25 protein-coding genes and 1 pseudogene are annotated in these 18,869 nt (G+C 48.0%); 5 read left to right on the top strand and 21 right to left on the bottom strand.

What is annotated here, in order from left to right:
* Positions 1–87 precede the first annotated feature (87 nt).
* The 5 genes from Q0526_RS01565 (at position 88) to Q0526_RS01585 (ending at position 8,514) form a co-directional block, all read left to right on the top strand.
* Positions 88–543, top strand: coding sequence for a hypothetical protein (locus Q0526_RS01565; protein ID WP_298730190.1), 456 nt, complete (start codon positions 88–90; stop codon positions 541–543).
* Positions 543–1,451: a glycoside hydrolase family 25 protein gene (locus tag Q0526_RS01570; protein WP_298730192.1), complete on the top strand. Its 909-nt coding sequence runs from the start codon at positions 543–545 to the stop codon at positions 1,449–1,451. Before Q0526_RS01565 ends, Q0526_RS01570 begins: the two co-directional genes overlap by 1 nt.
* 13 nt (positions 1,452–1,464) lie before the next feature.
* The gene (locus Q0526_RS01575) at positions 1,465–1,941 is read left to right on the top strand and encodes a phage holin family protein (protein WP_298730194.1); all 477 of its coding nucleotides are present in this window, start codon (positions 1,465–1,467) and stop codon (positions 1,939–1,941) included.
* Between the two features lie 236 nt (positions 1,942–2,177).
* Positions 2,178–2,714: a hypothetical protein gene (locus Q0526_RS01580; protein WP_298730196.1), complete on the top strand. Its 537-nt coding sequence runs from the start codon at positions 2,178–2,180 to the stop codon at positions 2,712–2,714.
* Positions 2,715–2,760: 46 nt separating this feature from the next.
* Positions 2,761–8,514, top strand: a complete 5,754-nt coding sequence (locus Q0526_RS01585) for a hypothetical protein (protein WP_298730198.1) — start codon at positions 2,761–2,763, stop codon at positions 8,512–8,514.
* Positions 8,515–8,550: 36 nt separating this feature from the next.
* Here the strand turns inward: Q0526_RS01585 and Q0526_RS01590 are convergent, their stop codons facing one another.
* The 21 genes and pseudogenes from Q0526_RS01590 to Q0526_RS01690 all read right to left on the bottom strand — a co-directional run.
* Entirely contained in the window at positions 8,551–8,991 is a 441-nt protein-coding gene (locus Q0526_RS01590; protein WP_298730200.1) for a hypothetical protein, read from the bottom strand.
* Positions 8,988–9,341: a hypothetical protein gene (locus Q0526_RS01595; protein ID WP_298730202.1), complete on the bottom strand. Its 354-nt coding sequence runs from the start codon at positions 9,339–9,341 to the stop codon at positions 8,988–8,990. Before Q0526_RS01595 ends, Q0526_RS01590 begins: the two co-directional genes overlap by 4 nt.
* Positions 9,331–9,672, bottom strand: coding sequence for a hypothetical protein (locus Q0526_RS01600; RefSeq protein ID WP_298730204.1), 342 nt, complete (start codon positions 9,670–9,672; stop codon positions 9,331–9,333). The genes Q0526_RS01595 and Q0526_RS01600 overlap by 11 nt, the downstream gene beginning before the upstream one ends.
* Positions 9,673–9,835: 163 nt before the next feature.
* The gene (locus Q0526_RS01605; protein ID WP_298730206.1) at positions 9,836–10,660 is read right to left on the bottom strand and encodes a radical SAM protein; all 825 of its coding nucleotides are present in this window, start codon (positions 10,658–10,660) and stop codon (positions 9,836–9,838) included.
* Positions 10,661–11,111: 451 nt separating this feature from the next.
* Positions 11,112–11,447, bottom strand: coding sequence for a hypothetical protein (locus Q0526_RS01610; protein WP_298730209.1), 336 nt, complete (start codon positions 11,445–11,447; stop codon positions 11,112–11,114).
* Positions 11,448–11,626: 179 nt separating this feature from the next.
* Positions 11,627–12,202: a hypothetical protein gene (locus Q0526_RS01615; protein ID WP_298730211.1), complete on the bottom strand. Its 576-nt coding sequence runs from the start codon at positions 12,200–12,202 to the stop codon at positions 11,627–11,629.
* Position 12,203: 1 nt separating this feature from the next.
* Positions 12,204–12,545: a DUF1064 domain-containing protein gene (locus Q0526_RS01620; protein WP_298730214.1), complete on the bottom strand. Its 342-nt coding sequence runs from the start codon at positions 12,543–12,545 to the stop codon at positions 12,204–12,206.
* 2 nt (positions 12,546–12,547) lie between these two features.
* The gene (locus Q0526_RS01625; RefSeq protein WP_298730216.1) at positions 12,548–13,204 is read right to left on the bottom strand and encodes a hypothetical protein; all 657 of its coding nucleotides are present in this window, start codon (positions 13,202–13,204) and stop codon (positions 12,548–12,550) included.
* A gap of 240 nt (positions 13,205–13,444) precedes the next feature.
* Positions 13,445–13,570 (bottom strand): hypothetical protein, encoded by a 126-nt coding sequence (locus Q0526_RS01630; RefSeq protein ID WP_298730217.1) that lies wholly within the window; start codon positions 13,568–13,570, stop codon positions 13,445–13,447.
* A complete protein-coding gene (locus Q0526_RS01635) occupies positions 13,557–13,874 on the bottom strand; it encodes a hypothetical protein (protein ID WP_298730219.1) in 318 nt (105 codons plus the stop codon). Before Q0526_RS01635 ends, Q0526_RS01630 begins: the two co-directional genes overlap by 14 nt.
* Entirely contained in the window at positions 13,867–14,277 is a 411-nt protein-coding gene (locus Q0526_RS01640) for a hypothetical protein (protein ID WP_298730221.1), read from the bottom strand. The genes Q0526_RS01635 and Q0526_RS01640 overlap by 8 nt, the downstream gene beginning before the upstream one ends.
* 17 nt (positions 14,278–14,294) lie before the next feature.
* On the bottom strand, positions 14,295–14,645 hold the full coding sequence (locus Q0526_RS01645; RefSeq protein ID WP_298730223.1) for a replicative helicase loader/inhibitor: 351 nt from the start codon (positions 14,643–14,645) through the stop codon (positions 14,295–14,297).
* Positions 14,642–15,451 carry a DnaD domain protein gene (locus Q0526_RS01650; RefSeq protein WP_298730225.1) on the bottom strand — a complete coding sequence of 270 codons (810 nt, stop codon included), beginning with the start codon at positions 15,449–15,451 and terminating at the stop codon, positions 14,642–14,644. Before Q0526_RS01650 ends, Q0526_RS01645 begins: the two co-directional genes overlap by 4 nt.
* Before the next feature lie 12 nt (positions 15,452–15,463).
* Complete coding sequence (locus tag Q0526_RS01655; protein ID WP_298730227.1) at positions 15,464–15,862, bottom strand: single-stranded DNA-binding protein; 399 nt, start codon at positions 15,860–15,862, stop codon at positions 15,464–15,466.
* On the bottom strand, positions 15,855–16,073 hold the full coding sequence (locus Q0526_RS01660; RefSeq protein ID WP_298730229.1) for a helix-turn-helix domain-containing protein: 219 nt from the start codon (positions 16,071–16,073) through the stop codon (positions 15,855–15,857). The genes Q0526_RS01655 and Q0526_RS01660 overlap by 8 nt, the downstream gene beginning before the upstream one ends.
* Positions 16,070–16,408, bottom strand: coding sequence for a DUF551 domain-containing protein (locus Q0526_RS01665; protein WP_298730231.1), 339 nt, complete (start codon positions 16,406–16,408; stop codon positions 16,070–16,072). Before Q0526_RS01665 ends, Q0526_RS01660 begins: the two co-directional genes overlap by 4 nt.
* Positions 16,409–16,422: 14 nt before the next feature.
* Positions 16,423–16,752: a hypothetical protein gene (locus Q0526_RS01670; protein WP_298730232.1), complete on the bottom strand. Its 330-nt coding sequence runs from the start codon at positions 16,750–16,752 to the stop codon at positions 16,423–16,425.
* Positions 16,739–17,281, bottom strand: coding sequence for a hypothetical protein (locus Q0526_RS01675; protein WP_298730234.1), 543 nt, complete (start codon positions 17,279–17,281; stop codon positions 16,739–16,741). The genes Q0526_RS01670 and Q0526_RS01675 overlap by 14 nt, the downstream gene beginning before the upstream one ends.
* Positions 17,278–18,006, bottom strand: coding sequence for a hypothetical protein (locus Q0526_RS01680; protein ID WP_298730236.1), 729 nt, complete (start codon positions 18,004–18,006; stop codon positions 17,278–17,280). Before Q0526_RS01680 ends, Q0526_RS01675 begins: the two co-directional genes overlap by 4 nt.
* A gap of 13 nt (positions 18,007–18,019) precedes the next feature.
* Positions 18,020–18,328 (bottom strand): hypothetical protein, encoded by a 309-nt coding sequence (locus Q0526_RS01685; RefSeq protein WP_298730239.1) that lies wholly within the window; start codon positions 18,326–18,328, stop codon positions 18,020–18,022.
* A 172-nt stretch (positions 18,329–18,500) separates the two neighbouring features.
* Positions 18,501–18,869, bottom strand: a pseudogene (locus Q0526_RS01690) (hypothetical protein); the annotation flags it as partial.

Consider the following 18,869-nt stretch of genomic DNA (forward strand, 5'->3'; position numbering starts at 1 on the left):
ATTCCGGCGGGCTATACCAGCGGCGGCACCGTCAGCCTGAGCGGTGACATTGAAGAAGCGCTTGCCGCAATTTAAGGCGGTGATTTTATGAGCATTCAATCACAAATTGACCGTCTGCAAAGCGCAAAAGATGGGCTAAAACAAGTCCTTTCTGAAAACGGGGTTTCTGTGCCAGAAAATGCAACATTGGATTCATTCCCTGTTTTGTTTTCGGGCGTTGGAAAAACCGGATCAACCTATTTGTACAAATGTACTTTTTTGGTTGACCAATGGAATGGAAGCGATAATTTTTCGCAAACGGCAACTGTTAAGCCTATGTTAAATGCGCCGGAAATTACAACAGATTTTTCTATGGCGTCTTCTATTTTTGTGGAAGACGATTATGAAGATTCTGTTTTTGAAATCATAAAAGAATCTGGTGGTGTAATTGACAGGGGCAAAAAAGTTGTTGGGAACGGAACGCTAGAATGCACAACGCGGTCCGGAGAGAAACCAACAAGTGACGTTGAAATTTTCTTCCTTGCAAAAAGTGGAGGGCAGTAATGTTTTATGCGATTGATGTCAGTAAATGGCAAGGAGCCGTTAACTGGGCAACTGTAAAAAATTCTGGAATTTCTCATGCTATGATCCGCGCTGGGTATGGCAACAGCGTTCGACAGACAGACCCGCAATTTAAAAGAAATGTTGCAGGATGCGAGCTGCACGGTGTTAACTGGGGCGTGTACTGGTACAGCTACGCCACAAGCCCTGAGATGGCCCGTCAGGAGGCACGCTGCTGCCTGCAAGTAATTCAAGGCCTTAAACCCAGCATGCCTGTTGCATACGACATTGAGTATGAACCGGGCATTTTGGCTTTGGACAATGCCACGCGCACGGCAATGGTAAAAGCCTTTTTAGGTGAAGTAGAGGCCGCTGGATATTACGGCATTCTGTACGCCAGCACCGATTTTATTCGTAACCGGCTGAACTGGCGAGAATTGACCCAGTACGATGTGTGGGCTGCCCAGTACGGAAGCGCTTGCACCTGTCCGCTGCCCTATGGAATCTGGCAGTACAGCAGCAGCAATCCGCTTGGCATTCCGGGATATGGAAATTCTCTTGACTGCAACCGGGTATACAAAGATTATCCGGCTATTATTTCCAGTGCCGGCCTTAACGGATTTACTGCACCGGATTTAAACCCTGCGCCGGATTTGAGCACCAAAAAGCAAATTCTTACTATCGGGCCGGTTACGATGGGGGATGCATTGCAGGTGCAATCTCTTTGCAAACAGTTGAACATTACCGGAGAAAACAAACTGTACACAAGCAAATGGAATGACGCTGAGAAAGTAACGCAGACAATCACCGTTGGCCCTGTTTCTAGCGGCGATGCGTGGTACATTATGAAGCTGTGTGAACGTTTGCAGCTTACCGAAAAGGAATTGTATAAAAGCGATTACGTATCGTAAAGGAGAAACAAAAATGGAAAACGACAACATTTTTTTGGCGGTAAAAGCGGCCGTGGTTGCCTTTACGGGCGCTTTTGGCGCGGCGTTCGGATGGCTGGGCTGGCTGATTCTTGCGTGGGTTGTGTGCATGGTTCTGGACTGGATCAGCGGCAGTTCTGCAGCAGCAGCAAAAGGGAATTGGTCTAGCGCGGCTGCTCGTTCTGGCATCTGGCACAAGGGCGGCATGATTCTGGTGGTAATTGTCGCCACCCTGGCAGATTGTGTGCTGGGCGTTGCGGTGGATAACCTCCCGATGCTGGGTATCAATTACACGGTTTTGGTTCTTCCGGTAACTTTGGTGTGGTATATCTTTACCGAGTTGGGATCTATTGCCGAGAACGCAACTGAAATGGGCGCAAATGTCCCCGTGTTTTTGACTAAAATTCTTGCCGCCGGCAAAACCATTACGGAAAACGCAATGGAATCTCAAAATGAAGAGGTGAAAAAGTAATGCACGATTCGTACAACGGAAACAACAGCAAATATTCTGGTTCTGGCGGCTCTATTTAGAGCATTCTCGGATCCAATATTGGTAAGTTGGTAAACACCAACAAAAACACTGGCTCTTATAGCGGAGGTTCTTCGCACAACCGCTATAACGGTTCTTCCTCTTCTGCCCCTGCTGCAACTCCCGCTCCTACCGTATCTGCGACGCCTGCTCCTACGACTACGCCCACGACAGACCCTATGGCAGAGTACAGAAACCAAGTCCTTTCGCAAATGCAGGCGGCGCAACAAGCACAGCAGCAAGCCCGTGACGATGCCTACAACAAAGCTGCTGCGGCACAAGAAGCCGCTTATAAAAACAATGTCAGCCAGTTAAACGCAGCTACGAACGATGCTCTTCGTGATGCGTATATCAACCGGATGCTGTCGCAGCGGAATCTTCAGCAGCAGCTATCTGCACAGGGAATTTCTGGCGGCGCAAGCGAAACTACACAAGCAAGCATGCTTAACAACTACGAGGACAGCCGAAACGATCTTGAAAAAGAACGCCAGCGTCAGCTTGCAAGCCTTATGCAGACTTACCAAAACAATATGGCGGCGCTTGAACAGCAGCGTGCCAGCGGTCAGTCTGCAAGCCTTGGCCAATACCAGCTTGCCCTTGCAAATCTTGCCGCAAACAACGGCGTTGATCTGTTGAGCCTTGTTCAAGGAAACACGGAAAACGGACAGGTAACACCTACGGCTCGTTACGTGAACGGGGAATGGGTGTATTATTAAAAATATTGGGGCGCTGAAATGCGCCCCAATTTTTGGAGGAATCAGAATGGCAAAAAGAACTCGCGGAAATATTCTTTTGAATGCGTATATGAACCGTTACGTAAACGACCAAGCCGCAACTGTAAATTCAGGAAGCAACAATATTGCAAACGCAGAAAGCAAAGGCGCAAAAGAAATTTCTGCTGTTCCTACTGATTTGCCGGAAGTGACTGATTTTTCCGATCAGGTATACAGCGGAATTTTGAGCGCAGACAAAACGAAACGCTCTTTGTATGAAGAGGCAGTTAAAAAGGCTCAGGAAGAAGCCGAAAAAGCGGCAAAAGAAGCTGAAAAAGCTGCAAAAAAATCTGCAAAATCTTCTTCCGGTGGGTCTTCGACATCTTCTTCAAGCACTTCGCAACAAGCTGTTCTTCCGCAAAAATCCAATACCACATCTTCTTCAAACGAAAAAAGCGCACAGGCTAATACTACAACGGAAAAGAAAGAATCCTTTTTTTCTAACCTTATCAAATCTTTGCAATCGAGTGGAGAAAAGAAAACCACTAAAGAGGTTGCGAAAGAATTGGATGAAAAACAAGAGAAGGAAAAGGAGATTCAAAAAGAGAGCAAGAAGTATTATGCCGCCGGTAACAACGCAACAACTACACAAGGTACGGACGTTGGCCTTGCCAGTTCCTACGGTGCCTATGCTCAGTCTAGGTCTTCTAAGTCTGCCGAAGAAGACAGAAAGGAATTGCAGCGGAAAAAGCAGGAAGAAACCGCAAAAAATGATACTGAAAAGAACACTACGCTTGCAAATTTAAAATCGGATCCGACATATTTGCAAAATCTTTCTCAGCCCGGCGTAAAGCTGACAAGCAATCAGATTGCAGCCGTTAAGGAATACTTGGAAAGTTCCCCTGACAACAGCGAACTTTACAAGCAATACCAAGCCGGTGATCTTTCTTTTGATGAGGTTAACCAGCAATCACAGGCCCGATCTCGGTTGAAGCAGAAAGTATCTCTTGGCGGATTGGGTCAGGATTTGCAAGCGTTTACTGCCGGCCTTTTTAACAGTGTCCCGTTTTTGAAAACGATTGACAATGCCTTTACTGACTGGGCAAACAAGGAAACCGAAGGAAAATACACCGAAGCAGTCCCCGAAACGCTTACGGAAACTTTGGAAGGATATGAGCAGCAAAACCCTGTTGCCGGCATGGCTGGCCAATTTGCCGGAAATGCTGCTTTGTACGGGGCTGCAAACGCAGCCTTGGAAGGTACTGCCTTTGCTAAAGCGGCGGCCACAGCGGGCGGGAAAGCGGCCAATGCGTTGAAATCTGTCCCCGGTGTCGGAAATCTTATTACCGATGGAACCGGAGCGGCTATCGGGAATATCATTACAGGGCAAAGCGCCGACCTTGCGCTTGATACTATCCCTAGCCTTGCAGGGGATGTATACAGTTATGCCAACGGGAATCCTGACAATCTTACCCCCGGTCAGATTGCGGCAAATGCTGCCGGGAATTTTGGCTTAAATCTGGCAATGAACGTTGGTTCTGAAGCTGTCCCTGCTTTGGTACGTGCCGGAAGAAATGCGGCTGGGAACACTTTGGAAAACGCGAAAGCCGCAAAAGGCGTTCAGGATGCGGTTGACGCCGAAAACGCCCGTGGGCTTGTGCAAGCATATGAAAATGATCTAAATGGTTATTCTTCTGCAATTAGCCCGGAATCTGCAAACCGTGATTTGTACGAAATCCCGTCTTTAGAGGGAAAAGCATCTTCTGAAACTTTTTCGCCGGAAGAGTATCTTGGCCGTCCAGAAGAAGAAATTCCGTATATTGACGCCTACGATTTTACACCGGCTCCGACGCCTTCTTCCCGTGCGCAAGAACTTACTGGACGCGGCAGACAGTCACAGTACACCCGGCAAATTGAAAACATTTTTGACCGCATGGCAAACGGGGAAACGGCAGAATCTCTTGCTGAAGAAGCGGACAAAGTCGCCCGGGCTGTGTATCGCCCTTCCGACTTTACGCAGACCATTGAAGTGGATCCCGCAATTACGGAGTTGCGGAACTATGTAAAAAACACGCCCATCAAAATTAGCGAAAAAGAAGCCGGCGATTTGCTTTCGGCAAGTGGCTATAAAAGCATTTCCGCGTACAATAAAGCCAATGGAACAAAGTTTTCTTTGAATGATGGTGTTGACTGGGACACCGCTATGCAAGAACTTAACGGCATGAACGTTGGCGTGGGCGGAAACACTTTTGATGATCTTATGCAGGCGGTTGATCGGTCTAAAGCAAAGGCTGAAAAAGACTTTGACGAAGACCTGTACAACACCTATGTGGATTATGTGCGGGACAATATTCTTGCCGGCCATGATGGTTCAGAATCTTTTGAAGATTGGATTGAAAACCAAGGTTTTGATTATAATAATCTTCCTGATTATCAGCAGCGGGCGTATGACCGGTGGAGAGAAGGAACGCTGGATCTTCCGCAGACGGCAAAAGATGGATTGCCGGAATACGGAATTGGTGCAAAAAAATCCGATTTTGACCGGTCTATGGTTCCAAACCAAGACTATGCCGGTCAAGCCGCTGCCCGTTTTGGATTGGATGATGCGCACGCCGCACAGGTGGGAACGTCCGAACATCAAGTATGGACAGACGCAGAAGCTACTGCACAGGCGGTTGATGTTGGCTTGTATCTTCAGCAAGCCGGCGGTGATTTTGATAAAGCAATGGACAATGCCATTGCAGACCTTTCCGCAAAAGAAGTGTGGGACAAGGGGACTACTAAAACTGCGCAAGAAGTAAGAAACCGGCTGCGTACCCAGTTTATGCAAACACCGGAAGGAACGCCAGAGTTTTATAAAAACGCCGCCCGGTACGAATCTTTCCGAAACACCATCAGCGACCGTGCAAGCAAAGCCGGCTCCGGGTTGCAGGCTTTCAAAGAAAACGCAATTACTGCGGAAACCGGAATCCGTAAAATGCAACAAGTTTCGGATGAAATTGGCGTTAAATGGGCAGAAGGGAACGTAAAGCAGGACGAGCGGATCCGGCAGCTTTCTGAAGAGCTGGACAAGCTGCGCAAAGAATTGGATGAACGCAACATTGCCGATATGGAAGAAGAAGCCATGCGCGGTGCGTTTGACGTTCCTGCACAGCCTATGGATGATGAATTTGACGAATTTCTGAAATCCCAAGGCATTAAAACGGATCCCACAATTAAAACGGATCCCACACAAGAATTTAATGATCTTGTTTCTTCTGTCAAAGAACTTGGTAAAAAGTACAAGATAGAAATCAGTGACGAAACTGCAAAAAACATTGCCGGAAAAATTCAAGCAGGGGAAAGCACGGAAAGCTACTACAACAAGCTATTGAATGAAGCGGCTGGCATTACCGATTTGTCTTTGGATGAAATGGAAATGATCGACGACCTGTACAGTAAGGCCGCTACACTTCCGGACAGCAAAGAACGGTATGATCTTGAACAGCAAGCCTTGCAGATTATGGCGCAGCACTTGCCTGCAAAGTCTTTGTTTGAACGGTTCGACAATATCCGCTATCTGGCTATGCTTGGAAACGCACGCACTCATTTTAGAAACCTTATGGGAAATATTGCTATGAGTGCAGTAACAAAAGCAAAAGACGAAGTTGCTGCAGCATACCAGCTTGCCCTTCCAGAGAGCAAACGTACCAAAGCATTGTATACTCCTTCCGATATGAAGCAGGCCGCAAAGCAATATTTGAATGAGCAGGCGTATTCTACGATTCGCGGAGGAAGCAAATACAATCTTGCACAAGGATTGGAAGCCTCACGCAAAACCTATGGAAACAGCCCGATCGGCAAAGCCTTGCAAAAACTGTCTGATTTTAACAGCAAGGCTCTTGAAAAAGAAGACGAAATTTTCTTGCAAAGTGCTTTTGTGAGAAGTCTTGCAAGCAATCTTACGGCAAAAGGCTTTGACACAAGTATTTTTTCTGCAACCGATGATGTGAGTAAGGCAGTTTTGAAAAACGCAGTAAATCAGGCTGTTATAGATGCTGAAGACGCAACATTCCGCTCCGATGGACTTTTGGCTTCCACTTTGGGAACCATTAGCACTATCGGAAAAGATAACAATGTCATTACGCAAATGGCTGAAAATGCGCTTGCAAAAAATAACAAGCGCCTTGGAGGATTCACAAAAAAGATTGCTTATATGGTTTCCAACGGTCTTCTTCCGTTCACAAAAACCCCGGCAAACATTTTGAAAACTTCTCTTGAATATACTCCTGTAGGAGGAATTGTGGAAGCCGTTTCAAGAGGCGCAAAAAAGGAAGGCTCTGCATCTGTTCTTGATGCACTTGCAAAAGGAACGGTAGGAACTGGAATCATCGGAATCGGTTGGATGCTTGCAGATGCCGGTCTTGTGCAAGGGTCTGTTGACGAGGAAACCGGGAAATATGACGAAACGCTGGGGAAACAAGGTTTTTCTTTGGTGATTCCGGGAAAAGGTAGCTATACTATCGACTGGGCTTCTCCTACTGCAGTTCCGTTTTTGATTGGCGCAAACCTTTCGCAAGAAGGAATTGATCTTCAAGAAATTCAAAACGACCCCAGCAAATATGTGTCTCAATTCTCGGATATTATGCTGAAAGCTCTTGACCCTGTTACTGAAATGAGCCTTTTGAGCAGTATTGATGATACTTTCAATGCAATAAAGTATTCTGATAGCAATGCTTTGCTGGGAATCGGAAAAGATCTTGCTACAAGCTATGTACAGCAGTTTGTCCCTACTATTTTTGGACAAATTTCTCGTTCTATTGACCCCGTTCGACGCAGCACTTATGGAGGAGGAGAAAGTAAAACAGAGAGAGACCAAGGATATTTGTTCCGCAACACGTTGAACAAAATACCCGGACTTTCTGAAAACGCTGAACCCTACATTGACCAGTGGGGCCGCACGGAAGCCAGCTTAGATGGAACAGGCCAAGATGCCGGCGGCACTGCGAAACGCTTGCTGTACAACATGTTTTCTCCCGGCTATTATTCAGAAGAAAACGTAACGCCGGTAGATAGCTATATCCAAAATCTTTACGATCAGACGGGTGACAGCGGTGTTATTCCGGAACTGGCACCGAACTACATTGACAAGGGCGGAAAGCAGTATTTCACACCGGAACAGAAAACCACATACGCCACCACAAGTGGACAGCTTTCTTATTCCATGCTGGATGAATTGCAAAGCAATCCTGCGTTTACTGGTCTGTCTGAATCTGACCAAGCGGAAATTGTAAAAGATGTGTACAGCCTTGCAAAAAAAGTTGGCGCGTCTTCTGCAATTCCGTCGCTTGATTACTCCGATAACAAAGAGTTCAATGTGTATCAGAGTTCTGGAGAAACAGGCGCGGTAAACTATCTGCTTGCGAAGAATGCCAGCGACAATGCCCGGGCGCAAAAACAGACAAGCACCGGTAATGAAAAGGCTTCTCTTACCGACGCAGAAGAATGGAACGCAATTTCCGGGTCTGGATTGTCCGAAAAAGATGCAGTTTCCACGTATCTTTCCATGAATGACGATGAAAAAGCAAGTGGAATCTATGCTCAATACGGCAGCAGCGCAACCGCTGATTGGATGGACTACATGTACAATTACAAGTATGCCTACAATCAGGCAAAAGCGGCAGCCGAAAAAACAGGAGACAAAGTAAGCCAGCAGGGAATTGCACAATCCGTTTTGGATCAGATGGGATTTGATACGGAAACAAAGCGTCTTTTCTGGCAAATGACTGGATCTAACTGGTCTACCAAAAACAACCCGTACTAACACAAAACCCCGCACCACTATGGTGCGGGGCATTTTTTATTGTAGTTGTTCATGCCATCCGGGCGGCATCTTCAATGCGGCTACGGCGCGGCGGTGAATATATGTACCACCGGCAGAGGATTTTCCGATGATGTCTGCTGCCTGATTTTGCGTTGCTCCATCAATATACATTAGTACCAGCATCCGGGCATCCTGTTCTTTCAAACCGCTTTTCATGATGCAGCTATATACAAGCCGTTTCTTTTTCTCTGCTTCTCTGCTGGCGTTTTCCAGCCTTAATCTTGCGGAAGAAAGCTGTGATATTCCCTCGGACATCTTGTCCTTACATGAGCTGGTAGAAGGCATTCCGCTCATGCTAGGCGTTACTTTTGTTAACCGCGCTTGCACTTCCTGCAAATGATTGGCAGCTTCTTGGGCTTTTTCTTTTGCGTTTTGATGTTGCATAAGCCATTGTACACGAAGGGAAAAATCGGTCATTTGCTGTTCTCCTTTTGATTGCAGTTTTTCATGGCCTTCTTCAGCTTTTCATATGTTCTCGGGTGCATTACAATGACGCCGGCTGGCGGGATAACATAAATCTTGTCCCCATCGGGAACGCTTTTGAATCCAAAGCGCTTTTTCCACTTCTTGTTGATGCGCTTTTTCTTGTGCGTTCTGGCCTGTACCATCTTTCCAAGCGAAGCATCAGTGACAATGCGAAGGCCAAAGTAATAACTGTTTTGTTCCATAAGAGTTGTTAACCTTTCAGAGAACTTTTCAAAATCAAATGTTGAAGAACAAACAGTTGTTGATCTGAAAATGCTTTTCTGGATTTCTTCAATATCCATTTTTGTCACCGTCCATCTGAGCGCCGCAGTGCGGGCAATAAAGCAAATCTCTATCAATCGGCGTTTCTTCTCCTGTTGCAATGTCAACGCCGTGCCCGCAAGCCTCGCAATAGTAATTCCCATCAAGCGGGCTATTGTCTTGCTTAATCCACTTGGCGTGCACTACTGGCCGCACATCCTCCGCCGGAATACTGCATACAATTCCCTCAATGTCTGCGCTTGTAAAACTCTGGTTTTGCAAAACCACCGTGCATCCGTCCGATCCGTCGTTTTCCGGATCTTCCGGGAAAATGGCATCCAAAACAGCCTGCCGGTCTATGTATTCAGCCATTATATTCACCCCCGTGTTCATGCTCCATCGGAATAGGCCGGTCCGGCGGTTCTCGCAGCTCTGTGCAACGTGCGCAGCTAAAGCCCCACGCAATCAGCGCAATCAATACGCCGGAAGAGATTGCTCCAACAATAGCTTGCAGAATCATTCAATCACCGCCCTTTCAATTCCAATTCAAGCCGATTTTCCCATCAGGATGAATAATAATATTAGAATATCCGTCATGATAATCGTTTTTCTGTTGCTGGCACATATCTCCCAGTGTTACGCGGGCATGACGACCGTTCCAGTCAAACGTGCAGTATACGAAGAAGTCACCAATGCGGAACGTCTTAACCGTTATTTCCGGGTCATTCTGCAAAGCGTTCCAGATAGATACGTCGTAGGTGTCTTGACTGAGATCACAGAGGAAACGGAAAGAAAAGCCGCCAGCTGACGGGTTACTGGACATGATGTGCTTTATGTTTTCGAGATTCATCTTATCTTTGGTAAGCACCGTCTGATAAGTGCAACCGGGGAACTTCTCTACATCCGGGTGTACGTAGTCATTCACTGACAAATTGATGTGCCCAATTCCTACAATGGAGTTGTCGTATCCTGCGGTATTGATTGCGAGAAATACGCCATCGCTCCACATTCTGTACACCTTGGAAAGGTGAAGAACATGACGCGGGTATAAACTTGGCTCCCCGCCGGTAATAGTCACACGGGCTTGCGGATGCTCTTTGAGCACATGAATCAGAGAAAGAACCTGCTCAAACATATTCTGGTTCCCCTTCATCGGGTGCTTCCGCTCGATGCAGAACGGGCAGTTGTACGGGCACTCGTGTGTCATGATGACCTGCACATTGATCCGCTCGTACAAGGGTCGCCCGAAACTTGTTTTCCGGAGCCTATTAGAAAGGCGGTATTCAAGGTCCGCTTTCATCTGTTCCCGGATATATTTGTAGTTCGGGATATGTGGTATAAAATTCAGCTTTCTGCTCATAATTCCTCTAAAACCACCTTGTCCAACCCAAGGCCAACAAATTTCCCATAACTCATGCCGCGCTTTTCGGCTTCACGGACACACCATGCAATAGAGTGCGGGCGGGCGGGGAAGCGTTGCGTCCGCAGCTTCCTTGCGCTTCTTTTCAAGCTGTCTTGCTCGCCGTCTTTGGTAGTTTACCTCTGCGTATCGCCGATCTTTCTCGCGCAAGCAAGATTCACAATACCGCTTGCTGGGCTGCACATCCCACATGATCTTGCCGCAGCCTTTGCACCACTTTGTAACTAGCTTCATACGTGCTCAATCCTCACATAACTAACTTGCCGGTTGTTGTCTGCAATCATATCAACACGTCGCGTTGCCGCCCAAACGCTGTCTGCGCGGAATACTTTCCAAACACGCTTTCCGTCATGGTTGATATACGATACAAAACATTTGTACTTTTTCACTTTTACGCCTCCACGTTGATATTGACAGTGTACTTCTGATCTGCCAGCAGGCCGGAGATCAAATGCGCCAGCGCTTCACCGCTGTATGTACCGTTCAGAATCAACCGAAAGTCTGTGGAATGGGTTGCTTTTACGTAATCCGTTTCACGAATCTTTTTGAGTTCCTCTTCATCGGGAACGTCTTCAACCGGTTGCTGTTCGGGAGGGGATTCCGTGGTTCCGTTCAAAATCCATTCAAGAGGAATCCCGGTAGCTTCTGAAATTCTTTTGATATTGGACAGGTTGGGAGTGCACTCTCCTCTGCTCCACACAGATATGGAAAAGGTACTTACACCCACTTCTTTTGCAAAGTCCGCTTACGTTTTCCCCTGCATACAGTATCGGATTCTTGCTGCCATCGTGGGAAGATTCGGAAGAGAAACGATCTTGCACGGGCCGTTTCTAGCTGCGTAGTCTTTCTCTGTCATACGCTTTGCAGCGGCCGGCACAAAGTGATTGATGTTGACTTTCTTCTCTTTCAGAGCTTCTTGAAAATCGGATCTTGCTTCATCCATTGTTTTTCTCCTTTTACTTCATATTCGACGTGTTCTTTTGCAACCCACAAAGTGGCAATTAGGTGCTTTCCGTATGCGCCAAATTCCTCACTGAAACAGACGTATTTTTCCGCAAAGCTAAAAAGGCTTTGAAGTAAATGTCGCTTTTCGATTCTCTCGGCGGTTTCTGCCGGCAGGTTGTTGTATGGGTTCGTGTACACTTCATACGGGACTACCCTTTGTGCCATGATTTTTTCCGGCGTTACGGTGGAATAGCGGCTCAAACTTTTCTGCAAAGAGATTTTGAACGGCCCCACATAATACATAAATTTGTTGATCTGGCTTTCTGTAATGGCCCCACGTTTCAGCGCTTTCTCGGCATCCGCGCATAGCTTCACTATATCCATTGTGGTCATTCTTCCTCTTATTTGCGGCGCTATTTCAAAAAGCCAGATAGCATCATAGCTTTTCCATGTTTTCAGCAGACCGGTGGCGTATTCAGCCTCTTTCTTTGAATAGCCAATCCCGATACACTTCTTGATAAACTGTTTGCGGTTCATGTCACACCTCCTTTACCTCAATGCCGTATTTCCATAGCATGAGTTTTCTTTTGATTGCAAAAATCGCGTATGCCGCCCCTTTACGGTAGCCTTTCACGTCCTCAACAATGGTTTTTCCATCCTGCTTGTACACAAAATCCGCTATGTACTTTACGGAACGTTCTGTTTTCCCGTTTTCTTTTTTCTGTGCTGGAATAAGTTCATACTCCACTTGCCCGCGAAGGTCGGAAATCTCGCCTCTGTTGAGTTTCCCGCAAAGGACAAGGAAACGGTCAGCTTCTTTCTTTGAATCAAATTCATGGCCTAATACGGTGACTTTGTGGGCGTTGTATTTATTGCTCAAATTTACCTCCATTTTAGTTGTACTTCTTCCAGATACGACCATTTCCACGGCTCATCTGCGCTCACAATTCCCTGATCTTCCAGTGCAAAGCGTTCGTCAAAGTCGTGTACCGTGTGGCCGTCAGCATGGAATGTCACCGGACTGTCACTGTCCCATTTCAGCATGAGCGCCCACAATTCCGGATAGTTCTTTCGCAGCAAGCGCAACTGATCTACGCCCTGGTTGTGGCAAAACCAACAGCCTCCACGGGTTGCCGTAGTATAAATAGGGGAAAGCATCCCGTTTTCCTCGCACCATTTTCGGCAATAGGCTTCATCCCAACCGGCTTCTACTAGTGGTGATTTTTTATTGTCAGACAAAACATGAAATCTGTTTGGTTCGTCTGCTGCAATGCCAAGATACTGCACACAATTACCGCCTGCTTTGTCCAAAATTCCGGTTTTTAATCTGTCATTGCACCAAGGGCCTTTCTGAAACGGCCATCCGTACATTTTTTGAACTGTGTTTCCTTTTCTGCTTAACTTTCTGCGCCGGTAAAAAATTTTTTCATACGTGAGTTTTTCCTCGTTCTTCATTGCGCAAACGTGCTCAACCTCAATTCCCCACCGCTCTTTGATGATCTTATCGGCTTTGGCCTTAAACTCAACCATCGGCGGCAAGTCAGCTGGTATCGTATCGGTAGCCCATACCTCTGCGTGTACAATTCGGTCAAGCGGCCAGCCCAGTTGCTCAATGGCCCCCAGGCAAGCAAGGCTGTCTTTGTCTGTCAGCCATAGCTGAGAGATAAAATGTGCTCAGCCATGATTTACAAGCACCCCCTTTGGTCTGTATCCGCATTTTCCGTGTTTAATTTTTGCCATTATGCCCTCCTTTGTACGAAAGAGAGAGGATGTGCTCCATTACTTTTTCGCCTTCTTCCTTTTTCCGGCCTTGCTGCGGTCTTTTCCCTCTTTGGCATGGGCCGCAATCATGGTTTTGCACCGGCGGTATGCTCCACCATCGTGGCGGTGTTTACTGGTTTTCACGACCGGCCAGCCTCCTTTCCAGCATCTCCCATGCGGCATCGTGCATCGGGCGTCCACAATACGGGCAGAAATTTTCTTTCGGCTTCCATTTGCTTGCACAGTAACACGATTTGCACGGTTCTTGGTGTGCTTGGTTTCCTCCGTTCCAACAATTTGCACAGCATTTTCCTGAATAATCTTCGCAGTATTCGCACGGCTCCCACGCCGAACGGTCAAGGAGGGGCGGTTCTGCGGCGTCTGGTTTCAACATTTCTTTCCAAATGTCGTCAAGCTGTTTATCTGTAAACTGCTTTCGTTCACTCATGGTCAGCCTCCTTTGCAAGCGCGGCTTCGGCGGCTTCACGGGAAAAGAACACCTTTTCATTCGGCCCTGTTCTGTACGGGCCAAATCCTTCAACTGCCCCTTCAAACGACATTCCCCATTCTTCCGCTGCAATGTTTCCGACACGGCACGGGACAATCTCCGAATCCAGACTAATCAGGTAAATGTATTCTCCGGGCTTAACCGGCAAAATCATAGCCTTTCCAGACTTGTCCGCTTCCACCAGTTCCCGTAGACGGTCAAGGTCGTAGTCGTCACCAAGAATGTTTTCTATATCTTGGAGACGCTCAACAATTTTCTCGAACCCAAGCGGGTTTTGAAGGCTTAACTTTGGTACAGGGTGTACCTGACCGCCGATCACCTCAATGTCAGTTAAACACTTCATGTGTTTTCTCCTTTCAATCACTGCTTATTCAGTCTGTCCGGCTGCTTTACCTGCCCCTGCTGCATCTTCTTGTAAAGCGGAGTATCAAACCCCAGGCAGTCATGACAGGCACGGGAAAACATAACGTCAAACGATTCGATCTTGTGCGGCATAAATTGCTCTGCCGCCTTCACCACTTCGGCAACAGAAGGCGGGAACTTGGCTGTTTTGGAAAGTTCCTCACAGCCTTTCTTTGCGGCTTGATACGGAATCTCCTTCAAAGATGCAGACCAAGACTGTACCATTGATGTGGGATCCCCGCCACGGAACAAATGCGGCCAGTAGTCCAACATCCCGTACAGTAGTGCCGCTGTTTCTTCGTAGGTCACAGCTTTGCACCTCCCGCAATCTCGCGCAGTTTTGCGCGTGCATCGTCCACGCTTGACCGTTTACCCTCGGCAGGCTTTCTCGGCGCTCTGGCGCTCTCTCTGGCCTCCCAGTCTGCACGAGAACGGATCCCGTTGTCTGCACAGGATTTCAGGATTGCGCGGATATACGCCCAATTACGTTTCCCATGGTCTACAGCCGCCTGAATAGCCAGTACAATGACCTCTGCCGGCAGGGTGTTAAGCCACTCTTTCAGCTGCTCATAGGTGGAAGGGGACAACGTGCCTATGTTCTGCTGGTAAAAATCCGAACACTTTCCCAGCCCTTCGTCGAAGACGGGCGTCGTCTTCCCCGGAGGGGGTAAGGGGGAGTTAGGATTGGGATTCGGATTGGGATTGGGATTGGGATTAAGGCCGCAATCTGCCGCGAGTTGCGGCGAGTTGCCGCGAGAATCAAAAGATTCGCTGCAATCTGCGACAGAATCAGGAGGGGCGGGGTATTTCGCTTTTGAGTTGCGCAATCGCTGGTATTTGCCCCAGTGCTCTAACTGCAGGTACGGTCTGCCGTCTACTTCGTAGTTGCTGACAATGCCCACAGCCGCGAGCCGTGACAGGGCGGCTTGAATATCGGCGTTGGTAACGTTATGTAGCGAGAACGCCTGACCTCTGATTACTGCCGGGCGGCCATCATACCGCCCGTAGTCGTCTGCAAGGACAAGGAGTTTGAAGAAAACGCATTGCTCAAACCATGTGAGCTGCGAAAGGCTTTCACTAGTGAGGATGCCGGAACTTATAATGCGGTTTGGCATCGTATCACCGCCTTAGAATGGGAGATCGCCTTCGTCGTCCTCAATGGGCGCATAATCCACATCGGGAGAAGCGGAAGGCTGTGAAGCGGGTTCTTTCTTGCCGGCAAAGTGCGCGTTGTTGACAGATACCTCAACCGCTGTTCGGTTGTTCCCGCTTTTGTCTTGGTATTTCCGGGTCTGCAGGCGGCCATCCACCACAATCAAGTCACCCTTGCCAAAATACTGGCAAATAAACTCTGCGGTTTTGTTCCAAGCAATGCAGTCCAAAAAGTCTGCTTGGTTTTTTCCATCTGAGGTTTTAAAACCACGATCACAGGCGATTGTAAAGCTGGCCACGTTTTTCCCGGTCGTGGTCTGCCGCAGTTCCGGGTCGCGTGTCAAACGGCCCTCTAAAGCTACTACGTTAAGCATTGACTTCCTCCAATCTGTACTCTGCGAAGTAAACTACCTCGCCGTACCTGTTCTTTGATTGCTTTATCGTTTTGGATATGGGATAACCGGCGGCGCGAAGATCTGAAATTCTGGATGCAAGATGGGAAATACCGTATTCATTCATTGCCTGTGCGCCGGTCAACGGGCCTACTTCACGGAAGTGGAGAAGGATTCTTTCAGATTGTGTCATTCTTCCTCCTTTGGCGGTTTTGGAATTGGCATCCAATAATAAAATTCAAGGCCAACCCACTGATAAATGCAGTCGGGGCTTTCCCAAGAATACGGAACAGAATTGTTTGCAAATTCGTCACCGGCTAGATAAATATTGCTTCTTTTTGTGGTACAAATTCCCTTGGATAAATCCTCATATTCTACATCAGGGTTTGGAAGTTTACCTTCCCGCATTTTCTTGCGCTCTTCTTGCGAAATACCTTTATGGAACCGAGCAATTTTTATTTCACCGTCGTATGCAAGAACAACTTGACCATCTTCCGGAAGTCTATCTTCTACGCTGATCCACTCCATATGGAATCTCATTATCACAAATAGTTCTTCCCAAACTCCCGGATGAAGTCTTCTTTGCTCCATCCGTATTCATCCATTGCTGCCCGTTGCGCGTCTTGCTTTAGTTGCAACGCGGTAGCATGTGCAAGGATCCCGGCACCGTGCGCTAGTTCATGACAAGCGGGACAAATAGACACCCACAAGCCAAGCCGCTTTGATTTCTGACGGAAAGGGCCTCCAATCGGTTCATGCCGGGCAAGGATTCCTTCCTGCCCGCACACATAACAGGAATAGTCTGTGCGGTTCATAAGGCTTGGGGAATACCTGTTTGAATCAAGCGTGTGGCCGTACTCATTTTTGGGCATGAGATTCCCTCCAATCATCCAGCAAAAGGGCTGCTTCTTTAGGGGTAATAGTTTCGATCCCGCAAGCGCTGCAATCTTGGATAAGATGATCTAGCAACCGGGCCATCTGCTTGGTGTTGTACCGGCTGCTGCCGTAGTATGCGCGGACAGTAACCATGTCGCCAGAAAAATCTACCCGCTCGGTTACCCAGCCGGTGCCAAGCATCCCCCACGCAGTACAGAAAGACTTTTCCTCGGCTTCGTTCAGGTGAAAGTCTTTGAATACCCCAACAGACTTGATCTGGTCTCGGTATACATCGTCTTTCTCCATGTGAAGCGCCTGCGCCAACTTTTCGCATAAAACCCAACAATAGTCGTTAGCGTTTTTGCTGCGCTTTCTGCGAAACTCTTTCAGTTCGCAAGTGTAGGTTTTTCCGGGATCCTGACGCATGATCCACTGAAGCGTCGCGGGGATGTTCAATGGCTTGATACAAAACTCTTGCGTTTCTGGGATCCATCTGGCAGTTCCGGGAAAATCAAGCTGCGTCATTTACCCCAAGCCTCCACAATGCGTTTCCCTTCTTGCCAATCCTCTTTTGCAAACTCTTTGGAAGGCTTGCCGATAGTATCAGCAATAATCTGCCATGCCTCTTTCTCGTCGGCTCCATGAAGCTGGCAATACTGCTTTACTGACTGCCGACAAAGCGCTTTTTCGGCAAGAAGTTCTGCTTCTTTGTTTTTCGGCTCTGCCTTGGGGCCTCCAAACGTGTAGACAACCTTGTTGTCCGCCGCAATCACAAGGTAAGTGATTCTGCGCGTCTTCTCGTCTACGTCCATAGCGGAAACGTAGAACTTTGTGTTACAGGCGTACACCGGGTTGTTGTACTTGTCCTTTCGGCCGGTGTCTTTCAGCTTGCAATTCTCTGCGCGGATCCAGATAACGGGGGCGGTATACAGCTCGCGTCCAATGCCCCAGTTAAAACCGGCCCGCTTGAAACTGTCAGATGCAAGGCCCTTTTGCGCTTCGGTGTTGCTCTCGGTGCCGGTGTCTTCCTTCTCCACCCACTGCTTCTTGTCACTGTCCCAAACAGAAATAATGCAGTTGGCGTTATCCCGGCTGTGTCTGCGCTGCCAGTTCATAGGGCCGTAGGTTTCGTCAAGCACTTGCATATCACAGCGGGCCGTCTTATAAAGAAGAAGGTTCACGCCGTCCTTCGTGCACTTGGAAACCCGGCACTCAACGTCGCCGGCGTTCAATACTCTAGGTATATTCATGGTGTATCACTCCTTAAATCAATTCCCCGGTGGGGTCTTCCGTGCAAAGATGCAACTTGAAGCACTCGGACGGCGGCGGGGTTTTATCCTTTACGGTATGCACCAAAAGTGCATAAACCGGAACGCCTGCAATCACGGTATAGAGTTCAGGGATTCTTCCGTTGTTCTTACCAAAAAGACGGGAACCAAAAGCGTCCGCAACCTGTTTGACGTTGCTTCCTCCATGAAGCTGCAGGCCGTCATAAGACGCCGCCAAAAATTCTCTGGAATCGTGAACGGTCTTCGCCGCCGATACCATGACCAGTAAATCCTTCATTTCCATTAAAATTCCTCCTCTGCTCGTTCAATGCAGATGCAGTCTTGGCATCCTACAATTTTTCCGTTCTGCAAATAGATTTTCTCGTACCCGTACAGGTTGCATCCGCAAATGGGGCACACACCGATGTGTGGTACTTCGGGCGGTGGGAAAGGGTTGTCGTTATAAGGAAATGGCATTAGTCGGCCTCCACAAGTTCACCTTGTTCGTTCAGAGTATAGAAAGTGTCGGCCTTGACTTTTTCCCCGTCAACGTAAAACGAATTTACAGCCACGCGGTGCCAGTTCAATTCATCACTTTGTTTCCACAGGGCCAGTACCAACCAGCACCCCAAAGCGCCTTTGGCTTTTCCTTCGATTCCCAAGGAGATTGCGACGCTTTCCTTGCCTTCCACGGTGGCGGCGCTTCTGCAGCCGGAGTTCACAGCGGCACTACCGTAGCCGGAGTTCACAGCGGCACTACCGTAGCCGGAGTTCACAGCGGCACTTCTGCAGCCGGAGTTCACAGCGGCACTACCGTCGCCGGAGTTCACAGCGGCACTACCGTA

The sequence above is a fragment of the uncultured Subdoligranulum sp. genome (assembly GCF_937890665.1).

Bases quoted from the DNA above. Each gene is read 5' to 3' on its own strand.
- Q0526_RS01565 (WP_298730190.1), top strand. From the start codon at position 88: ATGAGCATTCAATCACAAATTGACCGTCTGCAAAGCGCAAAAGATGGG.
- Q0526_RS01570 (WP_298730192.1), top strand. From the start codon at position 543: ATGTTTTATGCGATTGATGTCAGTAAATGGCAAGGAGCCGTTAACTGG.
- Q0526_RS01575 (WP_298730194.1), top strand. From the start codon at position 1,465: ATGGAAAACGACAACATTTTTTTGGCGGTAAAAGCGGCCGTGGTTGCC.
- Q0526_RS01580 (WP_298730196.1), top strand. From the start codon at position 2,178: ATGGCAGAGTACAGAAACCAAGTCCTTTCGCAAATGCAGGCGGCGCAA.
- Q0526_RS01585 (WP_298730198.1), top strand. From the start codon at position 2,761: ATGGCAAAAAGAACTCGCGGAAATATTCTTTTGAATGCGTATATGAAC.
- Q0526_RS01590 (WP_298730200.1), bottom strand. From the start codon at position 8,991: ATGACCGATTTTTCCCTTCGTGTACAATGGCTTATGCAACATCAAAAC.
- Q0526_RS01595 (WP_298730202.1), bottom strand. From the start codon at position 9,341: ATGGATATTGAAGAAATCCAGAAAAGCATTTTCAGATCAACAACTGTT.
- Q0526_RS01600 (WP_298730204.1), bottom strand. From the start codon at position 9,672: ATGGCTGAATACATAGACCGGCAGGCTGTTTTGGATGCCATTTTCCCG.
- Q0526_RS01605 (WP_298730206.1), bottom strand. From the start codon at position 10,660: ATGAGCAGAAAGCTGAATTTTATACCACATATCCCGAACTACAAATAT.
- Q0526_RS01615 (WP_298730211.1), bottom strand. From the start codon at position 12,202: ATGAACCGCAAACAGTTTATCAAGAAGTGTATCGGGATTGGCTATTCA.
- Q0526_RS01635 (WP_298730219.1), bottom strand. From the start codon at position 13,874: ATGAGTGAACGAAAGCAGTTTACAGATAAACAGCTTGACGACATTTGG.
- Q0526_RS01640 (WP_298730221.1), bottom strand. From the start codon at position 14,277: ATGAAGTGTTTAACTGACATTGAGGTGATCGGCGGTCAGGTACACCCT.
- Q0526_RS01650 (WP_298730225.1), bottom strand. From the start codon at position 15,451: ATGCCAAACCGCATTATAAGTTCCGGCATCCTCACTAGTGAAAGCCTT.
- Q0526_RS01655 (WP_298730227.1), bottom strand. From the start codon at position 15,862: ATGCTTAACGTAGTAGCTTTAGAGGGCCGTTTGACACGCGACCCGGAA.
- Q0526_RS01660 (WP_298730229.1), bottom strand. From the start codon at position 16,073: ATGACACAATCTGAAAGAATCCTTCTCCACTTCCGTGAAGTAGGCCCG.
- Q0526_RS01665 (WP_298730231.1), bottom strand. From the start codon at position 16,408: ATGGAGTGGATCAGCGTAGAAGATAGACTTCCGGAAGATGGTCAAGTT.
- Q0526_RS01670 (WP_298730232.1), bottom strand. From the start codon at position 16,752: ATGCCCAAAAATGAGTACGGCCACACGCTTGATTCAAACAGGTATTCC.
- Q0526_RS01675 (WP_298730234.1), bottom strand. From the start codon at position 17,281: ATGACGCAGCTTGATTTTCCCGGAACTGCCAGATGGATCCCAGAAACG.
- Q0526_RS01680 (WP_298730236.1), bottom strand. From the start codon at position 18,006: ATGAATATACCTAGAGTATTGAACGCCGGCGACGTTGAGTGCCGGGTT.
- Q0526_RS01685 (WP_298730239.1), bottom strand. From the start codon at position 18,328: ATGGAAATGAAGGATTTACTGGTCATGGTATCGGCGGCGAAGACCGTT.